Genomic DNA, 20,410 nt, shown 5'->3' on the forward strand with positions numbered 1-20,410 from the left:
AACAAACCATAAAGGCTTGCCAGTCCGGGGTATCAAACAATTTGGCACTGGCTTATCAAGCACCCTGTTGAGTTCTCAAAGAACAACCACACACCGCCCGGAAACCCCACACCATGGGACCCCCGACCCGGGGCATTTCGTTCACATCCCCGCCGCTCTCGCGCCGGGCACTTTTACTACGTTACCCGCCGGTTTCCGCCGTGTCAAACCGCTCTACCGCGATCCACACCACTTCAACCCAATTTCCGGGCACCACAACCAAACCGGCTCCCACCGATTCCGATCACGGCTTCCGACAGACCAGCCGCCGCGGTCTCCCACGAACACGCCCGGTTCCCTGCCGGCGTCGAACCATACCCGGTCAGCTCCACCCCACCAAATCCGCCTCACGGCGAACCCGGGGCACCACCCGGCCCGGACCCGAGGAGCACAACCCCCCGATCCGGAAGCTCATTCCCACGCTCCGGCCTCCAGGACTTTCGCCCCGTTTCGTCCGTTCCGCGCTGGCAGAGAGAAAGTTACGCCCCCGGCGGATTGATCGTCAAATCCGCCGGGGGCGTCGCCCGTCACACTCGCGCGGGCGTACGGCTAGTTGCGCAGCTCGACCCCGGCGAACGACCGCTTGCCGCGGCGCAGCACCAGGTACCGGCCGTGCAGCAGGTCCTCGGGGCTCACGGTGGCGTCGGCCTCGGTGACCCGGTTGTTGTTGACGTAGGCGCCGCCCTCGGCGATCACCCGGCGGGCCTCCTTCAGGCTCGGGACCAGCCCGGAATCACGCAGGAGCCCGGCGACGTCGGGCAGCTCGTCGAGGTGGACGAGGCCGGCCTCGGTCAGCGCGGCGCGCAGCGTCGCCGGCGTGAGCTCCTCCAGCGAGCCCCGGCCGAAGAGCGCCTGGCTGGCGGCGACCACCTGCGCCATCTCCCGCTCGCCGTGCACGAGCGTGGTCAGCTCCTCGGCGAGCGCGCGCTGGGCCGCCCGGGCCGCCGGCCGCTCCGCCGTCTCCTTCTCCAGCGCCTCCAGTTCCTCCCGCGAACGGAAGCTGAAGTAGCGCAGGTAGCGGCTCACGTCCCGGTCCTCGACGTTGACCCAGAACTGGTAGAACGCGTACGGGCTGGTCAGCTCGGGGTCGAGCCAGATGGCGCCGCCCTCGGTCTTGCCGAACTTCGTCCCGTCCGACTTCGTGACCAGCGGGGTGGTGAACGCCTGCACCGGGCCGGCGCCGCGCCGGCGGATGTAGTCCACCCCGGCGGCGATGTTGCCCCACTGGTCGGAGCCGCCGAACTGGAGCTGGCAGCCGTGCCGGCGGTGCAGCTCGAAGAAGTCGTTGGCCTGGAGCAGCTGGTAGCTGAACTCGGTGAAGCTGATCCCGCTCTCCAGCCGCGCCTTGACCACCTCCCGGGCCAGCATCCTGTTGACCGGGAAGTGCTTGCCGACGTCGCGGAGGAACTCGACCACCGACATCTCGGCGGTCCAGTCGAGGTTGTTGACCAGTTGCGCGGCGTTCTCGCCCTCGTACGAGACGAAGGGGGCGAGCTGGTCGCGGATCCGGGCCACCCAGCCGGCGACCACCTCGGGCGGGTTGAGGGTCCGCTCGGCGCTCTCCTTCGGGTCGCCGATCTGGCCGGTCGCGCCGCCGACGAGCAGCAGCGGCCGGTGCCCGGCGAGCTGGAGCCGACGGGCCGTGGTGACCTGCATGAGGTGGCCGACGTGCAGGCTCGGCGCGGTCGGGTCGAAACCCACGTAGTAGGTGGCGGCACTGCCGTCGAGCAGCGTACGCAGCTCGTCGAGGTTGGTGGAGTCCTGGATCAGGCCGCGCCACCGCAGGTCATCGGTCAGGGAGTCCCGCCCGGGCGGCGGAAGGCTGCTGTCGGTCACGGTCACCCATTCTCCCCCATGACCGGGCGCCTGCCGTAGCGGGTTTGCGCAGCGGGCGGCGGCGTAGGCTGGCGACGCCATGATCGGGAAGGGGAACGCCGTGGACATGCCGGATCTGACGGGCGGCTTCGTCGCCCTGCTCGGCCTCAAGTTCGACGAGGTCAGCGGGGACCGCGTGGTGATCCGCTGGCAGGTCCGCCCCGAGCTGCACCAGCCGTTCGGGATCCAGCACGGCGGCGTGTACTGCTCGGTGGTCGAGACCGCGGCCAGCGTCGGCGGGTCGGTGTGGCTGGGCGACCGGGGGCGGGTCGTCGGCGTGTCGAACCAGACCGACTTCCTGCGCGCGGTCCGCGACGGCGAGCTGACCGCTGTGGGCACCCCCGTACACCGGGGGCGCAGCCAGCAGCTCTGGCAGGTGGAGATCACCGACGCCGACGCCCAGCTCGTCGCCCGCGGCCAGGTGCGACTGCAGAACCTCTCCCCCGCCTGACCCGCACCCGGCCAGGGGCGCGGCGGCGACGCTCAGCCGCGGGCCTCGTCCAGCACCGGCTCCCCGGCGTCGTCGTCGCGCGGCGGCCCGACCGGCCGGCGCACCCGGACGCCGGTGATCGCGCGGTGGTCGATGCGGGCCACCTCCAGCTCCCAGCCGTCCACGGTGACGCTCTCCCCCGCGACGGTGGGGATGTGGCCGAGGCAGGTGAGCACCAGGCCCGCGATGGTGGTGTAGTCGCCGCCGGGGCGGCCGGGCAGCTCGACCCCGACGTCGGTGAGGTCGTGCACCGGGAAGGTGCCGGGGAGCAGCATGACACCGTCCGGCTCGGTGCGCACGGCGCGCACGTCCCGGTCGGTCTCGTCGTAGATCTCCCCGACGATCTCCTCCAGGATGTCCTCGGGGGTGACGATCCCGTCGACCGCGCCCCGCTCGTCGACCACCAGGGCGATGTGCTGACGCTCGGCCTTGAACTGGCGCAGCGCGTCGACCACCGGCAGCGAGTCCGGCAGCAGCATCGGCGGGCGGGCGCACTCGTCGACCGGCCGGTCGTCGCGGACGCCGACGAGGTCGCGCAGGTGGATCACTCCGACCGCATCGTCCAGGCCGCCGTGCCGGACCACCGGCGCCCGGGAGTGGCCCGTGGCGGCCAGCAGCAGCCGCGCGGCCTCCGCGGTGGTTCCGCTGTCGAGCGTGAAGACCTGCAACCGTGGTACGAGCACCGCCTTCAGTTGGCGGTCGGCGATCTCCACCGCCCCGGCGATGATCGTCCGCTGCTCCTTGGTGAAGCCGTGGTTGCCGGAGACGATCTCCCGCAGCTCGTCGGGGCCGATCTCGTCGGGCTCGTGCTCGGGGTTGAGCCCGACCAGGCGTACGACCAGGTCGCTGGTGGCGCCGAGGGCCCAGACGGCCGGCCGGGTGAGGGCCGCCAGCAGGTCCAGCGGGCGGGCCACCAGCAGCGCCCACCGCTCGGCGGCCTGCATGGCGATCCGCTTGGGGGCCAGCTCGCCGAAGACCAGGGTGACGAAGGTCAGCGCGAGGGTGACCACCACGATGGCGACGGTCTCCGCGGCGCCGCCCAGCGCGCCGAGCAGCGGCACCAGAGGCCTGGCCAGCGACACCGCCGCCGCGGCCGAGGCCAGGAAGCCTGCGAGGGTGATGCCGATCTGGATGGTGGCCAGGAAGCGGTTCGGGTCCTTGGCGAGGCGGGCCAGCACCCGGCCGGCGCGGCTGGCGCGTTCCAGCCGCTGGACCTGGCTGTCCCGCAGCGAGACCAGCGCCATCTCGCTGCCCGCGAAGACCGCGTTGAGGACGACCAGGACACCGACCAGGGCCAGTTGGCTCCAGATGCTCTGCACGCCCGGCTCTCCTCACGCGCCACCGGTGCCCGTCGCACGACCGGCACCGCCGGCCGAAGGACCCGGCCGGCGTAGGCCAGTCTGTGCCCACCGGGCCGGCCGGTGAATCCTCGCCCGGCCTGGGAGGCGGTCAGGCTCGCTCGGCGACCGGCGGGGCCGTCAGGTCGAGCACGTAGGAGCGGCCCTCGGGGCGGAAGCCGAGCCGGTGGTAGTAGGGGGCGACCATGCCGGGCGGGGTGACCACCCGGCGGAACCCCCGGTCGGTGAAGAGGCGGCTGCGCCGGTAGACGAACTCGCCCGGGGTGAAGTCCCGGAACCGCCGGGTGACGTAGTCGAGGTCGACCTGCGCCACGCCGTCTGGCTCGGCGTGCGACAGCACCACGCCGACCACCTCGTCGGCCCGCAGCACCAGGAAGGCGGAGCGCTCGGCGGAGGTGCCGGGCGGCCAGCGGAAGCCGGGGTTGAAGCGGGCGATGTCCGAGCCGTGGACGCGCAGCGTGTGGGCGAGGAACTGGTCGTCCACGCCGACCTCGACCACCTGGTAGGTCGCCTCGTCGTGGCGGGTGGCGAGCATGGCGCGCAGGTACCAGACGTTGATCACGGCCAGCACGACGTTCAGCCCGACCATCGGCCAGACCTGCACCGCGGCGTTGTAGCCGATCAGGATCAGACACCCGAGCAGGTTCAGGGCACGCAGCCGGAGGATGCGCGTCTGCAGCAGCGACCAGACCAGCAGCGCCGAGCCGGTCCAGCCGATGAGTTCCAGCCAGTCCACCCCGCGAGAGTAGTGGTCACCCGGGTCAGCCCGCGCGGCGGGCGCGGGGCCGGTTCAGCGGTCGGCGAGCTCCAGCACCCACTCCTCCACCTCGGCGCCGCGGCCGTTGGCGTACCCCTTGTCCTCGCCCGTGACGACGAAGCCGCACTTGCGCAGCACGGCGAGCGAGGCCCGGTTGTCCTTGGCGGCGCGGGCGTGCACGGGCCGCTGGGGCAGCTCGCGCAGCAGGGCGGCGACCGCGGCGGTGGCGTAGCCCCGGCCCCAGCGGCGCGGGTCGATCCAGTAGCTGACCTCGGTCTTGTCGTCGACCGGGAAGGCGGTCACATGGCCGACCACCTCGTCGTCGACGACGACCGTGCGGGCGACGATCCGCTCGTCGGCGCGGACCCGGCGCCAGTGCGCGTCGAACCGCGCCCGGTCGGTCGGGTCCTCCGGGCCGAAGGCGGCCATCCAGTTGGCCTCGACGTCCTGCTCGTGGTCGAAGAAGCGGGGCAGGTCGTCGTCGCGTACGGGGCGCAGGCGCAGGTCGGCGGTCACGGGCCCGAGGATAGAGCCGGGCGGTGACATCGCGGACCTCGCGTCACGCCCGCTCCGCCGGGTTCGCCGGGCCCGGCCGCGCCCCCGATCACGCCCAGGGCGGACACGGACGCCCGTCGGTGCGCGGATTCGGGCGCGCCGGGCCGGCGCCGCGCGGACAATGAGCGGATGACACGAGCGGTACGGGGCGCGCGGGCGGGCGGGACGCCCGTCGGCACGGCGGCGGGCGCGGCGTCGCTCGGAGCGCTTGCCGTGGGCGCGCTGGCCGTCGGGGCCCTCGCCGTCGGGGCGCTGGCCATCGGTCGGCTGGCGATCCGCCGGGCCGTCGTGCGGGAGTTGCGCATCGGCCGGTTGGAGATCGACGAACTGGTCGTGCGCGAGCGCCCCGCCGGCGACGGGTAACGGCCCGACGGTTACGCGCGGCTGTCGACCGAGACGTGGTGAACTCCGCGCTGGCGTCGTCCATTCGCCCGACGATCCCGTCAGCGCCCGCCAGCCGACGAGCCCGGTGGAGAGGTCGTCGGCGAACATCCGTGGTCCCGCCGTCTCCTCTCGCGGATCGTCACGGGACGGCTGTCGGGGCGGTTGCCAGGTCCCGGGCGGCGACCGCCCGCAGCCACTGTTGTGCCAGCAGGGCGTGACCCGGTTGTGTCAGGTGCACGCCGTCCGCCGTCCAGACCTGCTCGTCGGCTGTTCCGGCACCGAACAGGTGGTCCACCGTCACCAACGTCGCGTCGAAGTCGACGGCCAGTTTGCGCACCACGTCGGCCTTCGGCCCGAGGTCTTCGCGCCAGGCCCGCTGTCCGTCGTCGAGCGGGATGAGGAAGGGCTCGATCAGGATGACGGCGGCGTCGAGCTGCCGTCGGGTCAGGTCGAGGATGTGCCGGTAGTCGCGTTCGAACTCCTCGGCGGTGGTGGGATCGTCGGCACTGTACCGGCGCCAGGTGTCGTTGATGCCGATCAGCACCGACACCACCTGCGGCGCGAGCCGCAGGCAGTCGTCGTCCCACCTGGCGCGCAGGTCGCGGACGCGATCGCCGCTGACGCCCCGGTTGAGGAAGGTGACGGCGTGCTGCGGGTGCCGGGCGGTGAACCAGGCCGAGGCCATCATGGCGTATCCGCCACCGAGGTCGTCGGACCGCTCGCGGTTGCGTCCCGCGTCGGTGATGCTGTCGCCGATGAACAGCACCCGTCCGCCGGGTGGGATCTCTTCTGTCATCACGGGCCTCCATTGCGTCGCGTCGGTGCCGGAGCCGGGCAGGGCGATCGTACGCGTGCCCGGCTGGGAGGTCGCCTGGTCGGGATCGGGGTAGGGGCGGCTCCACTCCGGGTGCACCGCCCGCATCGGGGTGGCGTCGTCGCGGGTGCGGTCGACGGCGCGGAACCGTTCGCCTGGAACGACGCCGACGAGGGCGATGAACTGGCCGCCGTACGGAGGATCTTCGCCCGGTACGGATGACTGGGACCTCGAGAGCGCCGGGCACCCCGCTCCGCTGTCGCCGCGACATCACGCCTGGTTGTCTCCTCGGTGGTGGTCTCTCCGCGACCGGTCTTCTCTCCGCTTCGCCAGGATGACGAGTGCGCCCGAGACGACGCCTGCGAAGCATCCACCAGCAGTGGCTGGTGGCGCTCGACCGGGTCGACATCGAGCAGTCGCTGGCCGCGTTGCGGGCGTTGGTGGCGGGAGTCGTGCCGGCAACCGGGACATGACCGACCGTCGCGCCGGCTACGGCTTCCTCGCGGTGCGCTGAAATCCCCGCCGGACCCGGTGGTCGACGGCCCGTGCCGGTCCTCGTACCGCCACCCACCCCGAGCGGTCCCACGGTCAGGCGCGCGCCGGCGGGCAGGGCCTGTGCAGCCAGGCCGACGTGCCCACCCGGCGCACCGCGCCGCAATCCGCGTGTCAGGAGGCCCGCAAGTGCGAGAAACGTCCGGACGTGCCGAGGTGGGCGGTGTTCGAGCGGGTACGGAAGCCGTGCTCGTCGAGGCGGTCAGTCGGGGCGAATGCCGGTCAGGATCTGCATGGCGTGGCGCTCCCTGGCCGCGAGTTCGGTGAGGAGTGCCGAGGCTCGGGTCAGGTGGTCCGGGTCGCCGGTCTCTCCGGCGGCCGTGATGTGGTGGGAGACCTCGGTCCATGACGGGGCGATCTCGGCGTACCGCCGGTGACCGAGGCGGACGGTGTCGTCGTCGACGATCGTGGCGCATTCGGCGAGGAAGTCGCGGTACATGGCGCGAAACAGGGCGCCGCCGGTCCCGCCGCGTTCCATCAGCGCTGCGGCCAGCGGGAGGTCGCGGGACGGGTCGCGGGAGCGGTCGAGCCACCGCGCCACCTGTCGGGCCGCCTTGTCGATGCCGCGATGGCCGAGGTTGGCGATGGGTGGGTTGAGGAAGGCGTGCGCGTTGTTGCGGATGGCCGCCCGGATGGCGTGGCCCAGATCGGGCCGGCCGGTGGGGCTGGCGATCGTGTAGGAGAGGTTGCGGGCGGTCATCGGTCCGCGTTCGTTGCGGGCCCGTTCCAAGCTCGTCAGCGTGGTCGTCACGCTGCCGCCCTGCTGGGTGGTGTCGATCAGGTAGGCGTGTGTGTCGTCGTAGCCGTACATCGCGGCGAAGTGGGCCCCGAAGTGGACTTTCGTGCTGAAGTAGTCCAGGTGGTAGGAGTCGAGTTGCAGGCCGACCGGGCGTCCGGCGGTGAGGGCGGCGACCACGTTCTGCCAGGCCTTACGGGGCGAGGCGGTCTCCTGGATGTGCAGCGTCAGGCCCAGCCGGTCGGCCACGGTTCGGGTGATCGTGGTCGGCTTGGTGCGTCCGCCGAGGAACGGAAAGTCCATGCTCTTGGCATCCCAGTAGACGAAGCCCAGACCCTCGCCGAGGCCGAACAGCATGGGCTCGGACAGGTCGACGCCCTCGTGGCGCAGCAGGGCACCGAGCGTGGTGGTCTCGCAGTGCTGACCGGCGGGGAACGCCACGTTCTCGATGATCATTCGGTCTCCTGATCTGCTGGTCGGGACGGGCCGGACGGGGGTCGGACCGGCCAGGCGATCTCCGTGCGGAGCGCGGCCGTGGGTGTGCCGGGTGCGGGCGATACGAGGTAGCGCTCCTCGGCTGGGCCCGCCAGCGCCCGGTCGTGCTCGGCGATCCAGCGTCCCAGCGACCGGTAGGCGGTATCGATGGCGTCGTAGCCACCCTCGTGGACGGTCGCGGCGAGCAGGCAGCCCGGCAGTTCCCCGGGCGCAATCGTCGCGGTCGGCCGGGGCGGGCGCGCCACCGGCGCGAACAGTTCCACCTCCAACTCCGCCGCGTCGAGGTCGTCGCTGAGGTGTCGGGTCCCGACCGGCCCCGCCGGGGCGATCCCCTGCGCGGCGAGGCCGGCGAAGAGCCGCGCGAACCCGGGCGCCAGCGCCTCGGCCAACCCGCTCAGCGGGGTACGCACCAGCGTGCGGGCGGTGGGCTGGGCATCGCGCCACCGTTCGTACACGTGTAGCCAGCCCGGCATGCGTCCCGGCTCGGCCAGCACGGCCCCCAACCGCCCGGCGATTTCGTCGAGCCGGGCCGCCCGCGCGGCCACGCGTTCCCGGTGCCGCTCGACAACGGCGCGGGTCTGGTCCGGGGTTTCGGCCGCCAGGATCTCGGCGATCTCGGGCAACGGCACCTCCAGCTCCCGCAGCCGCCGGACCAGCCCCGCTCTGGGGAACTGGTCGACGCTGTACCGGCGGTAGCCGGTATCCGGATCGACCGACGCCGGGACGAGCAGACCCAGCCGGTCATAGTTACGCAGCACTCGAACGGACAACCGGGTCGCTCGCGCGAACACCCCGATCGGCAGCAACCCTGTCACCGACGCCTCCAACAGCCTCGACCCTCCCCCTGGGAGAGGGTCAACCCCGGCCCGGCCCCTGCCGCACCGACCACGGAACGAATCATCATGGAACGGGTCCGGCCGGCCACGTACCCGGCGTGCCTCGCGGGCCGCGCGCCCGACAGCTCGACGTCATGTGGGCTGGACCGGTCGGCACGGGTCCGCACAACGTGCGTTGCCGGCGGGCAACGACCCTCCGGCTCCGCGAACAGCGACGCGTACCGCCTCGTCGGGGACAGGGGTGACGCCGGAGCGCGTGCCGTCCGGCGTCAGGCGCGGCGGCTGGCCCAGCTCGGTGCCCAGACCTCGGCCGGAGTGGCCGGCCGCGCGGCCGTCAGGTGCTGGCGGAGCGCGGTGAGGGTGGGGTGCGGGTTGCCCGCGAGGCACACGAACGAGTGCGGGTAGACCGGCGTGGGGCCGTGCAGCGGGATGCGACGCAGGTCGTGGGTGGTTGGCCAGATGTACCGGTCGCCGCTGCCCACGAGGGTGGCCAGGTCGGCGGAGTCGGCGATCGCGTCGAGCAGCGCCTCGGTGCCGAAGTTCGGGCCGATCGCGTCGATCCGAAGGTCGAACGCGTCGGTGAGCTCGTCGTAGTAGGCGGCCCACTCGGTGCCCCGCTTGATGCCCGGAATCCAGATGCGGTGCCCGGCCAGGTCAGCCGGGGGCAGGGAACGAGCGGCGGCAAGCGGGTGGGCGGGGCCGACGAGCAGTTGCAGCGGGTCGTCCAGGGCCCGCTCGACCAGGATGCCGTCGGGTAGCTCGCGGACCGGTATCGGTACGGCCCGGAAGGTCGCGTCGATCTCCCTGGCGCGGACGGCCTCGATGGCCGTCTCGACGTTGGCGTTCGAAAGCGTGACGACGTCGAGCTCGGTCCCCGGGTGCGCCCTGTAGAAGCGCTGCATCGTCACGGCCGGGGCGATGCGTCGGTTGAGGACGTCGACGCGCAGCGCGCGTTCGCCCGGCCGGACCGAGGCGGCGGCCCGTTCGGCAGCTCGGAGCAGTTCGCGGGAGTGCGGGAGGAATGCCTGCCCGTCGAGGGTGAGCTGGGCGCCACGGGCGGTGCGGGTGAAGAGGGTGACTCCGAGGCGGCGTTCGAGGTTGGCCACGCGCTTGGAGACAGCCTGCTGCGTGATCTCCAGGTCGATGGCCGCTTCCTGGAACTGTCCTGCGTCGGCGACGGCGACGAAGGTGCGCACGGCCTCGATGTCCACGCCCAGATCGTACGGCTGCACAAACTCTGGTTGTGGCTCGCCAGCGCGTTCGTTGTTGGATTCCTGGTAACCCGAGCTGGTCGAATCGTCGCCGTCAACGATTGGTTGTGACTGGAGGGGCAGCGTGGGGCAACGTCTGGGGCGTTCGTTCGGGTGGTTGTGGTCGGCGTTTGCGGCCAGCACCATGGGTACCTGGTTGGGGTTCGGGGCGTTCCCGCTGATCGCGATCCAGGTGCTCGGCATCGGTCCGGCCGCGGTCTCCGCGTTGGCCGCGGCGGGGCTGGCGGTGGGTGCGGTGCTGGCGCTTCCCCTCGGCCCCTGGGTCGAGCGGCAGCGCAAGAAGCCGGTCATGATCGCCGCGGACGTCGTCCGCTTCGCGGCCCTGCTGAGCATCCCGATCGCCTTCGCGTTCGGGCTGTTGACCTACACCCAGCTGCTGATGGTCTCCGTGATCGGGGCGGCCGGGAACATCGCGTTCGTCTCCGCGAGCGGTGCCTATCTGAAGTCGCTCGTGGGTCCCGACCAGCTGCTGGCCGCCAACGGGCGTTTCGAGTCGACCACCTGGACGGCCACCGCCGTGGGGCCGACCCTGGGCGGGGCGGCCATCAGTCTCATCGGGCCGGTTGTCACCCTGATCGCCAACGCGGTCGGGTTCCTGTTGTCCGCGCTCGGAATCGGCATGATCCGGGAGCGGGAGGCGCGCCCGGCGCGCGGGACGGCCACCCGGCTACGCGGTGCGGACCTGTCGGAGGGGTGGCGGTTCATCCTCGCCGACCGTGAACTGCGCGCGCTCTTCCTGAACACCGTGACCGTCAACGCGCTGATCATGGCAACCGAACCGCTGCTGGCCGTGCTGCTCCTCGGCGACCTGAGCTGGGCGGCCTGGCAGTACGGCCTGGCGTTCGGGCTTCCGTGCGTCGGCGGATTCGTCGGCGCCCAGCTCGCCCCGCGTCTGCAAGCCCGCTACGGGCGCCGCCGGATCCTGCTCGTCTCGGGGGCGCTGCGCGCGTTGTGGCCGATCGGCCTGTTCTTCGTGATGCCCGGCGCGGCCGGCGTGGTCCTGGTGATCGCGGTCGAACTGGGGCTGATCACCTGCATGGGCCTGTTCAACCCGCTGTTCGCCACCGAGCGACTCGATCGGGTGCCGGCTGACCGGGTCGGCCGCGTGCTGGTCGCGTGGAACATCACGGGCACCGGGGCGATCGCGGTGCTCACCGCGCTGTGGGGCGTTCTGGCCGGGGCCACCGACGTACGCCTCGCGATCGGTGTCGCCGGCGTGCTGCTCCTGGCCACTCCGTTCCTGCTCCCGCGCCGCTCCGGCACGCAGTCGCCGGCCACCGGGCCTGCGCGGCCGGTCGTCAGCGCTGCTCGATGACCGGGCCGGGTCCGATCCCGGCCGGACAGGCTCCGGCCCGTCCTCCCGGCTGTTCTCCGGTGGCCGGGCCACGACCCGCCGGCGAGGCGTCAGACGTACCGACGCCGTGCTCACCGTCAGCGCAGCCGCCGGGCGGTGAACCTGGTCGGCGGCTCGGCGATCGCGTCCTGGGCCGCGATCAGCTGGATCTCCCGGGTGCCCGCCGCGAGGGTGGCCTCGAGTACGGCGAAGACGGAGGCGATGGTGCGTTCCAGTGCCGTCGCGGGCGAGCCCGTCGTCCGCAGATGCGCGAGGTACAGCGCCGCGGTGACGTCACCGCCGCCGTTCGGGCTGATCGGCAGCAGCGGCGTCGTCACGGCCCAGGCGCCCTCGTCCGAGACGGCCACCACCTCCAGCGACCCCTCCGGCACGTCGCCGTGGAGCACGCTGGTGACCAGGACGTGCCGCGGCCCCGTCTCGCGCACCACGTCGACCGCCTCCAGCAACTCCGTCAGCGAGTTCGTCGTACGGCCGGCGAGGAAGTCCAGCTCGAAGTGATTCGGGGTGATGATGTCCGCACGCGGGACGACGACGTCCCGCATGAACTCCGGGATGCCGGGCCGGACGAACATCCCGCGGCCGGCGTCGCCCATCACCGGGTCGCAGCAGTACACGGCGTCCGCGTTGGCCGCCTTGGCCTTCTCCACCGCGTCGAGGATCACCGCGCCCATCGCCGGGTCACCCTGGTAGCCCGACAACACCGCGTCGGCGCTGCCGAGGACCCCGCGGTCCGCGATGCCCGCGATCACCTCGGCCACGTCGGCCGGCGCCAGCAGCGGCCCCCGCCACGCGCCGTACCCGGTGTGGTTGGAGAAATGGACCGTCAGTACCGGCCAGACCTCGTGCCCGAGCCGCTGAAGGGGAAAGGCCGCCGCCGAGTTGCCGACGTAGCCGTAGGCGACCGAAGACTGGATGGACAGGATCTTCACCGGCTCATCATGCCGGTTCCCGCCGGTGCCACACGTACTGCCCACCGTTTCTGTCGGGTGACCCACTCCGGGCCCTGGCGCGATGGCAGGACCACTGACGGGGGCTTCCACCACCGGAGACCGTTGGAGCCGTGCACAGCGACCCGCAGCTCGCAGCCGCCATCCGGAACCTGTTGGCCACCTCGGCAAGCTGACCGAAGGTGGGATCCGGCGGGCCGGCGGCGACCGCGTTCGACGCAGCGGTTAGTCTGCGCTTGTGCGGGAGGCGATGTCCTGGAGCAACCTCGATGGCTGACGCCGACGACGTCCGTCGCCTGGCACTGGCACTGCCTCACGTGGTCGAGGTCGACAGTGACGGCTTCGACTTCCGGGTGGCCGACAAGGGGTTCGTCTGGTCCTACCCGGAGCGCAGACCCGGTGCGCCGCGCCTCATCCGCACCGACGTCGCGGTGCTGTACGTCGGCGACGAAGCGGAGAAGCAGGCGTTGCTCCTCGGCGAGCCCGAGGTCTTCTTCACCACGCCCGCGTACGACGGGCTGCCCCTGGTCATGCTGCGGCTGGCGCAGGTGACCGTCGATCGCCTGGCGGAACTCGTCACCGACGCGTGGCGCATGCGTGCCCCGGGACCGCTCGTCGGCGGCCTCGACGACGACTCGGATCCGGCGAGCCGGGACCTGGGCAGAGCCGACCAGGAGGCCAGGTAGCACTCACCCGGCGCCGCGGTCGCGTCGTCGTCATCTGGCGGCCTGCCGCCGGATCAGCCGTCGCTCGCAGGGCGGGCCACGCCGCCGACGATCGTGGCGAGCAGCCGGGGTTCCGCCTGCGGTGGCGGGCCGTCGGGTCCGCGGACGAGCACGAGGTCGGCCCGGGCCCCCACGGCGACGACTCCCCGGTCGGGTGATCCGAGCAGCCGGGACGGCACGGTCGACGCCATCGACCACACCTCCGCGAGACCGAAGCTGGTCTGCCGCAGCGCCCACCGGACGCAGTCGAACAGCGAACGGCCGCTGCCGGCCAGCAACTCGGTGCCGGTCAGGCTGAGCCGGCCGTCGGCGTCCACGGTGACCGAGCCGCCGACCGGGGTGCGGTACTCGCCGGGCGGGCAGCCGGCGAGGGCCGCCGAATCGCTGACCAGGACCGAGCGTTCGACGCCCTTCGCCCGCACCATGGCGGTGAACGTGTCAGCGGGGAGGTGGTGGCCGTCGGCGATGAAGCTCGCCGTCAGGGCCTCCTCCGCCAGCTGCGCCCACAGGTGGTTGGGATGCCGCGGCAGGACGGTGTGCGACCCGTTCCCGAGGTGGGTGGAGAGCCGTGCTCCCGCGTGGACCGCCGCCCGCACCTGCTCCGGTGTCGCGGCGGTGTGTCCCAGGCCGACGACGATCCCGGCCTCGGTGGCGGCGCGGACGTACCGCGTCGCGCCGGGCCGTTCGGGCGCCAGCGTGACGAGGCGTACCAGGCCCGGGGCGACGTCGAGCCACTGCGTGAGCTCCCGCGGGTCCGGGTCGCGGACGTGCCGCCGGTCGTGCGCGCCACGGGGACCGTCCGCGTCGGCCAGGTAGGGGCCTTCGACGTGTACGCCGACGACGACGTCGGCGACCAGGGGGTCGCTCGCGCGGGCGGCGGCTATCACGTCGAGCGTGGAGAGGATCTTCTCCTGGCTGGCCGTGATGATCGTGGGGCAGTACGACGTGACGCCCCGGCGACACAGCGACCGGGTCAACTCGGCCACGGTGGCGACCGACACGTCGTCGGCGTTGACGTCCACGCCGGCGAATCCGTTGACCTGCAGGTCCACCAGCCCGGGAAGGATCGTGGGCTGGTCCGCCGTCGGCTCGGTCTCCTCGATGGCCGAGATGCGGTCGCCGGAGATCCGCAGCCGCACGGGGCGACCGTCGGCGAGCCGGCCCTCGACGCGCGTCTGCTGCCCCGCTGGGGTCACGTCAGCTCGTCCAGGCCGCTCGCGGCTGCCGCGTCGGCGTGCACCGACACCGACCGGTGCGTCCGGAGCGCGCTCGCGGGGCAGGCCGGGCCGATGGGTCCGGTCAGGGCGAGCGTCAGCGCGGCCGCCTTGTGCCGGCCGTGCACGGTGACGACGATCGAGTTCGCGCTCAGCAGCGTCGGCACGGTCAGGGTGACCGCCTGGGCCGGCACGTCCTCCAGTCGGGCGAACAACCCCTCGTCGACCTGCTGTTGACGGGAGACCGGGTCGAGTTCGACCACCCGCACGGCGGCCGGGTCGTCGAAGCGGGCGACGTCGGGCTCGTTGAAGGCGATGTGTCCGTTCACGCCGATGCCCATGCAGGTGAGGTCGATCGGGCCCTGCGCCAGCAGCGTGGCGTAGCGGACGGCCTCGGTGACAGGGTCCGCTTCGGGCCGCAGTCGCGTGAACGACCCGAGCCCGGCGACCGACAACCGCTCCTGCAACCACTGCCCGAATGCCTGGGGATGCGTCTGCGGAAGTCCCACGTACTCGTCCATGTGGAAGGCGTGCACCCGGGACCAGTCGATCGAGGCATCGCGTACCAGCGCCGCGAGCATCTCCTGCTGCGAGGGCGCCGCCGCCAGCACGATCCGGGCGCTGCCACGGGACGCGATCGCGCCACGGATGACGTCTGCGGCGACGCGTGCGGCGCCGGCGCCGGCGCCGGCCGGATCCGCTGTCACGTGCAGGGTCACGTCGTCCGCACTCAGCCCCGCCGGCACGCCCATTCCGTCTCCTCAGGCTCTGCAATCGGTTGCACAGACCCTAACGACGAAGCTTCGGCGGGTCAACAGGTTGCGGCAGCGGTCAGGCGGCGGGACCGGTCGAGGCGCGGAGGGTGAGCTCGCCGTCGAGGCGGATCTCCTCGGTCGGCTCACCCGAGCCGCAACGCTGCAGCAGCTCCACGGCCACGTGTCCCAGCCGCTGCACCGGGGCCGTCACGGTTGTCAGGCGGGGCGTGACGGTACGCGCCAGCAGCACGTCGTCGCAGCCGATCACGCTGCGCTCCTCCGGCACCCGCACCCCGGCGTCGGCGAGTCCCGCCAGGACGCCACACGCCATCAGGTCGTCGAACGCGAAGGTGGCGGTGCAATCGGTGTCCAGCAGGGCCCTCGCCGCCGCCAGCCCGCCCTCGAAGGACGCCGCGAAGGGCCCGAGGTCGACCAGCGTGACGTCGGACCGGACCGCCCACGCGTGGATCGCGTCGGCCCGCTGGCGTGCCGCCCACGAGGCGGAGGGGCCGCGCATCATGGCGACCCTGCGGTGGCCCAACTGCTCCAGGTGCCGGCCGGCGGCCTGTAGGGCGCGCGTGTTGTCGCAGGTCACGCCCGGCAATCCCCGGATCCGCCGGTTGATGACGACGCACGGCAGGTCGTTCACCTTGTCCTTGAGCCCGGACGAGGACCGGGGCGACGCCAGCAGCAGGCCGTCGACCTGGCCGGCGAGGTGACGGATGAGCTGGGGCTCCGCGGCGGCCCTCTCCTCCGTGTCGACGAGCAGCACGGAGGAGTCCAGCTTGTCGGCCGCCTGCTGGATGGCCCGGACCAGGGGCGGGAAGAAGGGGTTGGTGATGTCCGGGACGAGCAGTCCGATCAGGCCCGTCCGCCCGGTCACCAGGCCGCGCGCGGCCTTGTTGGGCTGGTAGCCCACCTCGCGGGCCGCGGCGTGGATGCGTTCCCGGAGCTCGGCGTTCACCACGTGCGGCCGGCTGAAGGCACGCGAGACGGTCGACGCGGACACGCCACACGCCTCTGCGATCGAGTAGATCGTCGGCCGCTTCATTCGGTCCTCCTGTTTCGGGTGTCGCCGCGCTCGCTGAATGTGAAGCGTGCCGCTACTCTAGCCACCGACACGGTATGCAAGCGATTGCACCAGGAGGGGTCGGATGACGTCTGAGGCCCGGGTCCAACTCGAGAACGTGATCCTGCCCTTCTGGCTGCGCCACGGCGTCGACGAGCGGCGGGGCGGCTTCCACACCTGCTTCGACAACCGCGGTCGCCATCTCGTCTCCACCGACAAGTTCACCTGGTCGCAGGGGCGGTTCGTGTGGCTGCTCGCGCGAGCGGCCCGGCTGGCCACGGACGGCCTGCTGGACGTCGACGCCGACCGCCTGGTGGCACTGGCCGAACGCGGCGCCCGGTTCCTCGCCGACCATGTGGTCCGCCCCGACGGCACCTGCCACTTCGTGGTCACCGCGGACGGCGCCCCCACCCACGGTCCGGCCGGCGAGACGCACAGCGTCTACGCGGACTGCTTCGTCGTGATGGGACTGGCCGAACTGGCCCGCACGACCGGGTCGACGGCGTGGCTGGAGCTCGCCGAGCCGCTGCTGTCCCGGGCGACCGCGGACATCCGGGCGAACCGCGCGGCGACGCCGCCGTACGCCGTCCCCGACGGGCATGTCGCCTTCGGCCCCCGGATGATCCTGCTCAACACCCGCCTGGAACACGCGCGGGCCCTGCTCCACCTCGACCGGACGACCTCGGACACGCTGGCCGACCTCGCCGCCGACCGCGACGCCATGCTCCGCCACCGCACGCCCGACGGCACCTTCCGGGAGATGATTCCCGACCTGCCCGACGACACCACCCTCGTCGCCCGGCACCGGGTCCCCGGCCACGCCCTCGAAGGCGTCTGGGTCGCCCTGGAGGCGGGTGACCTTGTCGGCGAGAGTGACGAGGTCACCGACGCCGAGCTGCTGACCAGCATCGAGGCCCTCTGCGCCTCGGCCTGGGACAGCCGGCACGGTGGGCTCTTCCGCTACGTCGACGCCGAGGGCGCCACGGAGCCGCGCGGCACCGGGGGTGACACGCCCTACGAGAGGCTGGTCCGGTCGACCTGGAGCACGAAGCTGTGGTGGGTGCACACCGAGGCGGCGTACACGACGGCGCTGGCCGCACGCCGCTACGGCGACCGCGACGCCGGGCGGTGGGCGGAGCTGATCTGGGACTACACCCTCAGGACGTTCCCCGGCCGGGACGAGGGCGAGGAGTGGGTCCAGATCCGCGACCGCGGCGGACGCCCGCTGGACCAGGTCGTGGCGTTGCCGGTCAAGGACCCCTTCCACATCGCCCGGAACCTCATGCAACTGGTCGAACTCGGTGCCGAGGTGCCCGTTGACAGCCACCGCTGACACCGACATCACCGTCCGCGACGCCCGGGTCCGCTTCCGGGAGATCGACCTGGACCAGCCGTTCATGATCAGCGGTCGCGCCATCACCTGGTTCACCCTCGCCCTGGTCGACGTGGTCGCCACGAACCGTCGCGGCGAGACCGCGACCGGCCGGGGCGCCTCGGTGCTCTCCGTCCCGTGGTCCTGGCCGACGTCGCGGCTGGACGTCAGAGGACGGGACGCCGCCCTGCGCCGCCTCACCGAGCGGTTCGCGCACGCCGCGCTGGGCGGTGAGCCGGCCGACCCCGTCGGCGCCTGGCTCCGGCTGCACGCGACGGTGGCCGACACCGGTGCCGCCGTCGAGGACGCCCCGGCGCCGGAGCCGATACCCCGGCTGGCGGAGCTGCTGTGCCTCGGCGCGGTCGACAACGCCCTGCACGACGCGTGGGCACGGGCGGCGGGCCGCCCGGCGCACACCATGTACACCAGCGACCACCTCGCCCACGACCTCGCGTGCGTGGATCCGACGTTGGTCGGCCGGTACCCGGGTGAGTTCCTGGCCGCACCGCGCCGGCGGCTGCCAGTCCAGCACGTGGTCGGCACCTCCGACCCGCTGCGGCCCGGCGACGCCGGCGGCGGGCGGTCGCTCGAGGAGTGGCTGCGTCGCGACGGCGTACGCCATGTGAAGATCAAGGTGGCGGGTCGCGATCCCGACGCCGACGCGCGGCGGATCGCGGACGTGCATCGGGTGGCATCGGCCCGGGCGGCCGACGTGGCGCTGTCGGTGGACCCCAACGAGGGCTACCCCGGGCCGGGGGCACTCGGGGCGATGCTGGACGCCCTCGCGGCGACGGCACCCGACGCCTTCCGGGCGGTGGCCTTCGTCGAGCAGCCCTGGCCCCGGGGCAGCAGCCCGGATCCGGTCGCCGTGCGGGAGCAGAGCCGGCGCAGGCCCGTACTGATGGACGAGAGCCTGCACGACCCGGCGCAACTTCGGCACGTGCGGAGCGACGGCTGGTCGGGAGTCGTGGTGAAGGCCGGCAAGGGCCAGACGCCCGCCCTGCTCACGTACGCCTTCGCCCGCGCCCACGGGCTCTTCGTGACGATGCAGGACCTCACGGCGGTGGACGCGGCCCTCGCCCACTCGGCCCGCCTGGCGAGCGTGTTCGACCTCTCCGCCCCGCATCTGGAGTACAACAGCCGCCAGTACGCGCCGACCGGCAACCGCGACCTCGCCACTCGGCAGCCGTCCCTGGTCACCGTCGACGACGGCGTGGTCGTCCTCGACGAACCAGCGGCCGGCATCTACTGACGCCGCATCGACCGCGATCCCGAGGAGGACGAAATGACCCGCGTCGCCCTGCTGCCGCCGGACGAGAGACCCAACACCCGTGGCTACGCGGTCGCCATCGGGGCGTGCGCCGGGTTGGAGGTCGTCACCCCACCACCCGCCGCCATGCCGTCGTTCCGGCAGCCGGCGGACACCGCAGCCCTGGCGCGGTGGCTCAAGGAGATCTCCACGGAGGTCGACCACGTCGTCGTCTCCCTGGAGTTGCTCGTCCACGGCGGACTGATCCCGTCGCGCAACACCGACGACCGGATCGGGCAGGTGCTGCCCCGCCTCGACGTCCTGCGCCAGATCGACGTGCCGGTCACCGCCTTCGGCGTGGTGACCCGACTGCCGTCGTACGACAATGCCGCCCGCTCCCGGCAGGAACCGGCCTACTGGGCCACGCACGGGGCGCGGCTCGGCGCGTTGTCGACCGTCTGGGACGCGCACGACCTGGGCGAGGCGACGGCCGAGGCGGTCGCCGCCGCTCGTGGGCAGGTGCCGGACGCCTACGTGACCGACCTGGTGCGCCGGCGCGCGCGCAACCACGCCGTGCTGCTCGCCGCGTTGGAGATGGCCTCCGACGGGATCCTGGACACCCTCGTGATCTCGTCCGACGACACCGCGCCGCGGGGACTGCCGGCGGCGGAGCGGCGACAGTTGCAGCGCTGGATCGATCGGCTCGGTGTCGACGTCCTGACCTACCCCGGCGCCGACGAGGTGCCCAGCGTGCTCGTGGCGCGCGTGGCGGCTCAGGTCCGGGGAATCGCCCCGAAGATCGCCGTCGACTGCCCGGACGCGGACGGCCTGGACCGGATCGCGCCGTACGAGGACCGGCCCGTGCGGCTCGGCCTCGCCAACCAGGTTCGTGCCCTCGGAGCCGTGGAGGTCACGGACGCCGACGAGGCCGACCTGGTGGTCGTCGTGCACCCGCCCGCGCCGGAGCCCGGCGACTGGGTGCTCGACCCACCCGACGCGTCCGCCGACACCGGCTGGACTGCCGTGGCGGACGCGGTCGCGGCCCACGTCGCCGCGGGGCGCCGGGTGGCCGTGGCGGACATCCGCTTCGCCAACGGCAGCGACCCCCAGTTGCTCGCCGGACTCGACGACCGGGGCCTGCTGGGCCGGCTCGTGTCCTACGGCGGCTGGAACACCGCGGGCAACACCATCGGCACCACCCTCGCCGCCGGTGTCACGCCGGCGCTGTCGGTCACCCCGCGCTCGCAGGAGGCCCGCGACCGGTTCCTGGCCCGCAAGATCATCGAGGACGGGCACTACCTGCCGGTCGTGCGGCGACGCCTGCAACAGGAGGCGGCGCGGCGGGGACTGACCGACCCACCGCTCGACGAGCTGCCCGACGTGCACGCGCGGATCACGCGGGATCTGCACCGGTGGGCGACCGGCACCCGGACGCTGTCCGGCTGGACCGTGACGAACGCGCGGCTGCCCTGGTCGTACACCTTCACCGTCGACTTCGACCTGACGCCGCCGGGCGGGGCGGCAACCTGACCGGTTGCCACCCCGCCGGCGGTGCCGCCGCCG

General features: G+C 72.6%; 20 protein-coding genes. 8 read left to right on the forward strand and 12 right to left on the reverse strand.

Annotation, left to right across the window (positions count from 1 at the left end; all coding sequences use genetic code 11):
* Positions 1-588: 588 nt before the first annotated feature.
* A complete protein-coding gene (tyrS, locus tag ABT006_RS24195) occupies positions 589-1,875 on the reverse strand; it encodes a tyrosine--tRNA ligase (RefSeq protein ID WP_350710018.1) in 1,287 nt (428 codons plus the stop codon).
* 79 nt (positions 1,876-1,954) lie between these two features.
* On the opposite strand from tyrS, the gene ABT006_RS24200 reads away from it, so the two are divergent.
* Complete coding sequence (locus ABT006_RS24200; protein WP_350709852.1) at positions 1,955-2,365, forward strand: PaaI family thioesterase; 411 nt, start codon at positions 1,955-1,957, stop codon at positions 2,363-2,365.
* A 32-nt stretch (positions 2,366-2,397) separates the two neighbouring features.
* Here the strand turns inward: ABT006_RS24200 and ABT006_RS24205 are convergent, their stop codons facing one another.
* The 3 genes from ABT006_RS24205 to ABT006_RS24215 all read right to left on the reverse strand — a co-directional run bounded on the left by ABT006_RS24205 (position 2,398) and on the right by ABT006_RS24215 (position 5,035).
* A complete protein-coding gene (locus tag ABT006_RS24205; RefSeq protein ID WP_350709854.1) occupies positions 2,398-3,723 on the reverse strand; it encodes a hemolysin family protein in 1,326 nt (441 codons plus the stop codon).
* A gap of 130 nt (positions 3,724-3,853) precedes the next feature.
* Positions 3,854-4,498, reverse strand: a complete 645-nt coding sequence (locus tag ABT006_RS24210; RefSeq protein WP_350709856.1) for a hypothetical protein — start codon at positions 4,496-4,498, stop codon at positions 3,854-3,856.
* Between the two features lie 54 nt (positions 4,499-4,552).
* Positions 4,553-5,035 (reverse strand): GNAT family N-acetyltransferase, encoded by a 483-nt coding sequence (locus ABT006_RS24215; RefSeq protein WP_350709857.1) that lies wholly within the window; start codon positions 5,033-5,035, stop codon positions 4,553-4,555.
* A gap of 168 nt (positions 5,036-5,203) precedes the next feature.
* Here ABT006_RS24215 and ABT006_RS24220 point away from each other — a divergent pair, with 168 nt between their 5' ends.
* Positions 5,204-5,437, forward strand: a complete 234-nt coding sequence (locus tag ABT006_RS24220) for a hypothetical protein (RefSeq protein WP_350709859.1) — start codon at positions 5,204-5,206, stop codon at positions 5,435-5,437.
* 160 nt (positions 5,438-5,597) lie between these two features.
* Here ABT006_RS24220 and ABT006_RS24225 read toward each other — a convergent pair whose 3' ends face one another.
* Positions 5,598-6,254 (reverse strand): SGNH/GDSL hydrolase family protein, encoded by a 657-nt coding sequence (locus tag ABT006_RS24225; RefSeq protein WP_350709860.1) that lies wholly within the window; start codon positions 6,252-6,254, stop codon positions 5,598-5,600.
* Between the two features lie 359 nt (positions 6,255-6,613).
* Here ABT006_RS24225 and ABT006_RS24230 point away from each other — a divergent pair, with 359 nt between their 5' ends.
* Positions 6,614-6,745: a hypothetical protein gene (locus tag ABT006_RS24230; RefSeq protein ID WP_350709862.1), complete on the forward strand. Its 132-nt coding sequence runs from the start codon at positions 6,614-6,616 to the stop codon at positions 6,743-6,745.
* Positions 6,746-7,026: 281 nt separating this feature from the next.
* Here the strand turns inward: ABT006_RS24230 and ABT006_RS24235 are convergent, their stop codons facing one another.
* From ABT006_RS24235 to ABT006_RS24245, 3 genes are all read right to left on the reverse strand, one after another.
* A complete protein-coding gene (locus tag ABT006_RS24235) occupies positions 7,027-8,016 on the reverse strand; it encodes a BtrH N-terminal domain-containing protein (protein WP_350709864.1) in 990 nt (329 codons plus the stop codon).
* Entirely contained in the window at positions 8,013-8,870 is an 858-nt protein-coding gene (locus tag ABT006_RS24240) for a MerR family transcriptional regulator (RefSeq protein ID WP_350709866.1), read from the reverse strand. Before ABT006_RS24240 ends, ABT006_RS24235 begins: the two co-directional genes overlap by 4 nt.
* 290 nt (positions 8,871-9,160) lie before the next feature.
* On the reverse strand, positions 9,161-10,102 hold the full coding sequence (locus ABT006_RS24245; protein ID WP_350709868.1) for a LysR family transcriptional regulator: 942 nt from the start codon (positions 10,100-10,102) through the stop codon (positions 9,161-9,163).
* Between the two features lie 124 nt (positions 10,103-10,226).
* Between ABT006_RS24245 and ABT006_RS24250 the strand changes: the two genes are divergently transcribed.
* Positions 10,227-11,477, forward strand: coding sequence for an MFS transporter (locus ABT006_RS24250; RefSeq protein WP_350709870.1), 1,251 nt, complete (start codon positions 10,227-10,229; stop codon positions 11,475-11,477).
* A 116-nt stretch (positions 11,478-11,593) separates the two neighbouring features.
* Here ABT006_RS24250 and pdxY read toward each other — a convergent pair whose 3' ends face one another.
* On the reverse strand, positions 11,594-12,445 hold the full coding sequence (gene pdxY / locus ABT006_RS24255; protein WP_350709872.1) for a pyridoxal kinase PdxY: 852 nt from the start codon (positions 12,443-12,445) through the stop codon (positions 11,594-11,596).
* Between the two features lie 287 nt (positions 12,446-12,732).
* Between pdxY and ABT006_RS24260 the strand changes: the two genes are divergently transcribed.
* Positions 12,733-13,149, forward strand: coding sequence for an MmcQ/YjbR family DNA-binding protein (locus ABT006_RS24260; RefSeq protein WP_350709874.1), 417 nt, complete (start codon positions 12,733-12,735; stop codon positions 13,147-13,149).
* A gap of 53 nt (positions 13,150-13,202) precedes the next feature.
* Here the strand turns inward: ABT006_RS24260 and ABT006_RS24265 are convergent, their stop codons facing one another.
* The 3 genes from ABT006_RS24265 to ABT006_RS24275 form a co-directional block, all read right to left on the reverse strand.
* Positions 13,203-14,384, reverse strand: coding sequence for an N-acetylglucosamine-6-phosphate deacetylase (locus ABT006_RS24265; RefSeq protein WP_350709876.1), 1,182 nt, complete (start codon positions 14,382-14,384; stop codon positions 13,203-13,205).
* Positions 14,381-15,154, reverse strand: a complete 774-nt coding sequence (locus tag ABT006_RS24270; RefSeq protein ID WP_350709878.1) for a 6-phosphogluconolactonase — start codon at positions 15,152-15,154, stop codon at positions 14,381-14,383. The genes ABT006_RS24265 and ABT006_RS24270 overlap by 4 nt, the downstream gene beginning before the upstream one ends.
* A gap of 79 nt (positions 15,155-15,233) precedes the next feature.
* Complete coding sequence (locus ABT006_RS24275; protein ID WP_350709880.1) at positions 15,234-16,208, reverse strand: LacI family DNA-binding transcriptional regulator; 975 nt, start codon at positions 16,206-16,208, stop codon at positions 15,234-15,236.
* 103 nt (positions 16,209-16,311) lie between these two features.
* On the opposite strand from ABT006_RS24275, the gene ABT006_RS24280 reads away from it, so the two are divergent.
* Genes ABT006_RS24280 through ABT006_RS24290 form a run of 3 tightly spaced genes read left to right on the forward strand, consistent with a single transcriptional unit; the run spans position 16,312 to position 20,377 of the window.
* The gene (locus ABT006_RS24280; RefSeq protein WP_350709882.1) at positions 16,312-17,559 is read left to right on the forward strand and encodes an AGE family epimerase/isomerase; all 1,248 of its coding nucleotides are present in this window, start codon (positions 16,312-16,314) and stop codon (positions 17,557-17,559) included.
* Positions 17,543-18,850 (forward strand): enolase C-terminal domain-like protein, encoded by a 1,308-nt coding sequence (locus ABT006_RS24285; protein WP_350709884.1) that lies wholly within the window; start codon positions 17,543-17,545, stop codon positions 18,848-18,850. The genes ABT006_RS24280 and ABT006_RS24285 overlap by 17 nt, the downstream gene beginning before the upstream one ends.
* A gap of 33 nt (positions 18,851-18,883) precedes the next feature.
* Positions 18,884-20,377: a DUF4127 family protein gene (locus tag ABT006_RS24290; RefSeq protein ID WP_350709886.1), complete on the forward strand. Its 1,494-nt coding sequence runs from the start codon at positions 18,884-18,886 to the stop codon at positions 20,375-20,377.
* Positions 20,378-20,410: the final 33 nt, after the last annotated feature.

The sequence above is a fragment of the Micromonospora sp. NPDC002717 genome (assembly GCF_040295705.1).
GTDB lineage: Bacteria > Actinomycetota > Actinomycetes > Mycobacteriales > Micromonosporaceae > Micromonospora.

Excerpts from the sequence above, each read along its gene's own strand:
- ABT006_RS24220 (WP_350709859.1), top strand. The coding sequence starts at position 5,204 with ATGACACGAGCGGTACGGGGCGCGCGGGCGGGCGGGACGCCCGTCGGC.
- ABT006_RS24270 (WP_350709878.1), bottom strand. The coding sequence starts at position 15,154 with ATGGGCGTGCCGGCGGGGCTGAGTGCGGACGACGTGACCCTGCACGTG.
- ABT006_RS24200 (WP_350709852.1), top strand. The coding sequence starts at position 1,955 with ATGATCGGGAAGGGGAACGCCGTGGACATGCCGGATCTGACGGGCGGC.
- ABT006_RS24280 (WP_350709882.1), top strand. The coding sequence starts at position 16,312 with ATGACGTCTGAGGCCCGGGTCCAACTCGAGAACGTGATCCTGCCCTTC.
- ABT006_RS24260 (WP_350709874.1), top strand. The coding sequence starts at position 12,733 with ATGGCTGACGCCGACGACGTCCGTCGCCTGGCACTGGCACTGCCTCAC.
- ABT006_RS24235 (WP_350709864.1), bottom strand. The coding sequence starts at position 8,016 with ATGATCATCGAGAACGTGGCGTTCCCCGCCGGTCAGCACTGCGAGACC.
- ABT006_RS24290 (WP_350709886.1), top strand. The coding sequence starts at position 18,884 with ATGACCCGCGTCGCCCTGCTGCCGCCGGACGAGAGACCCAACACCCGT.
- ABT006_RS24225 (WP_350709860.1), bottom strand. The coding sequence starts at position 6,254 with ATGACAGAAGAGATCCCACCCGGCGGACGGGTGCTGTTCATCGGCGAC.
- ABT006_RS24275 (WP_350709880.1), bottom strand. The coding sequence starts at position 16,208 with ATGAAGCGGCCGACGATCTACTCGATCGCAGAGGCGTGTGGCGTGTCC.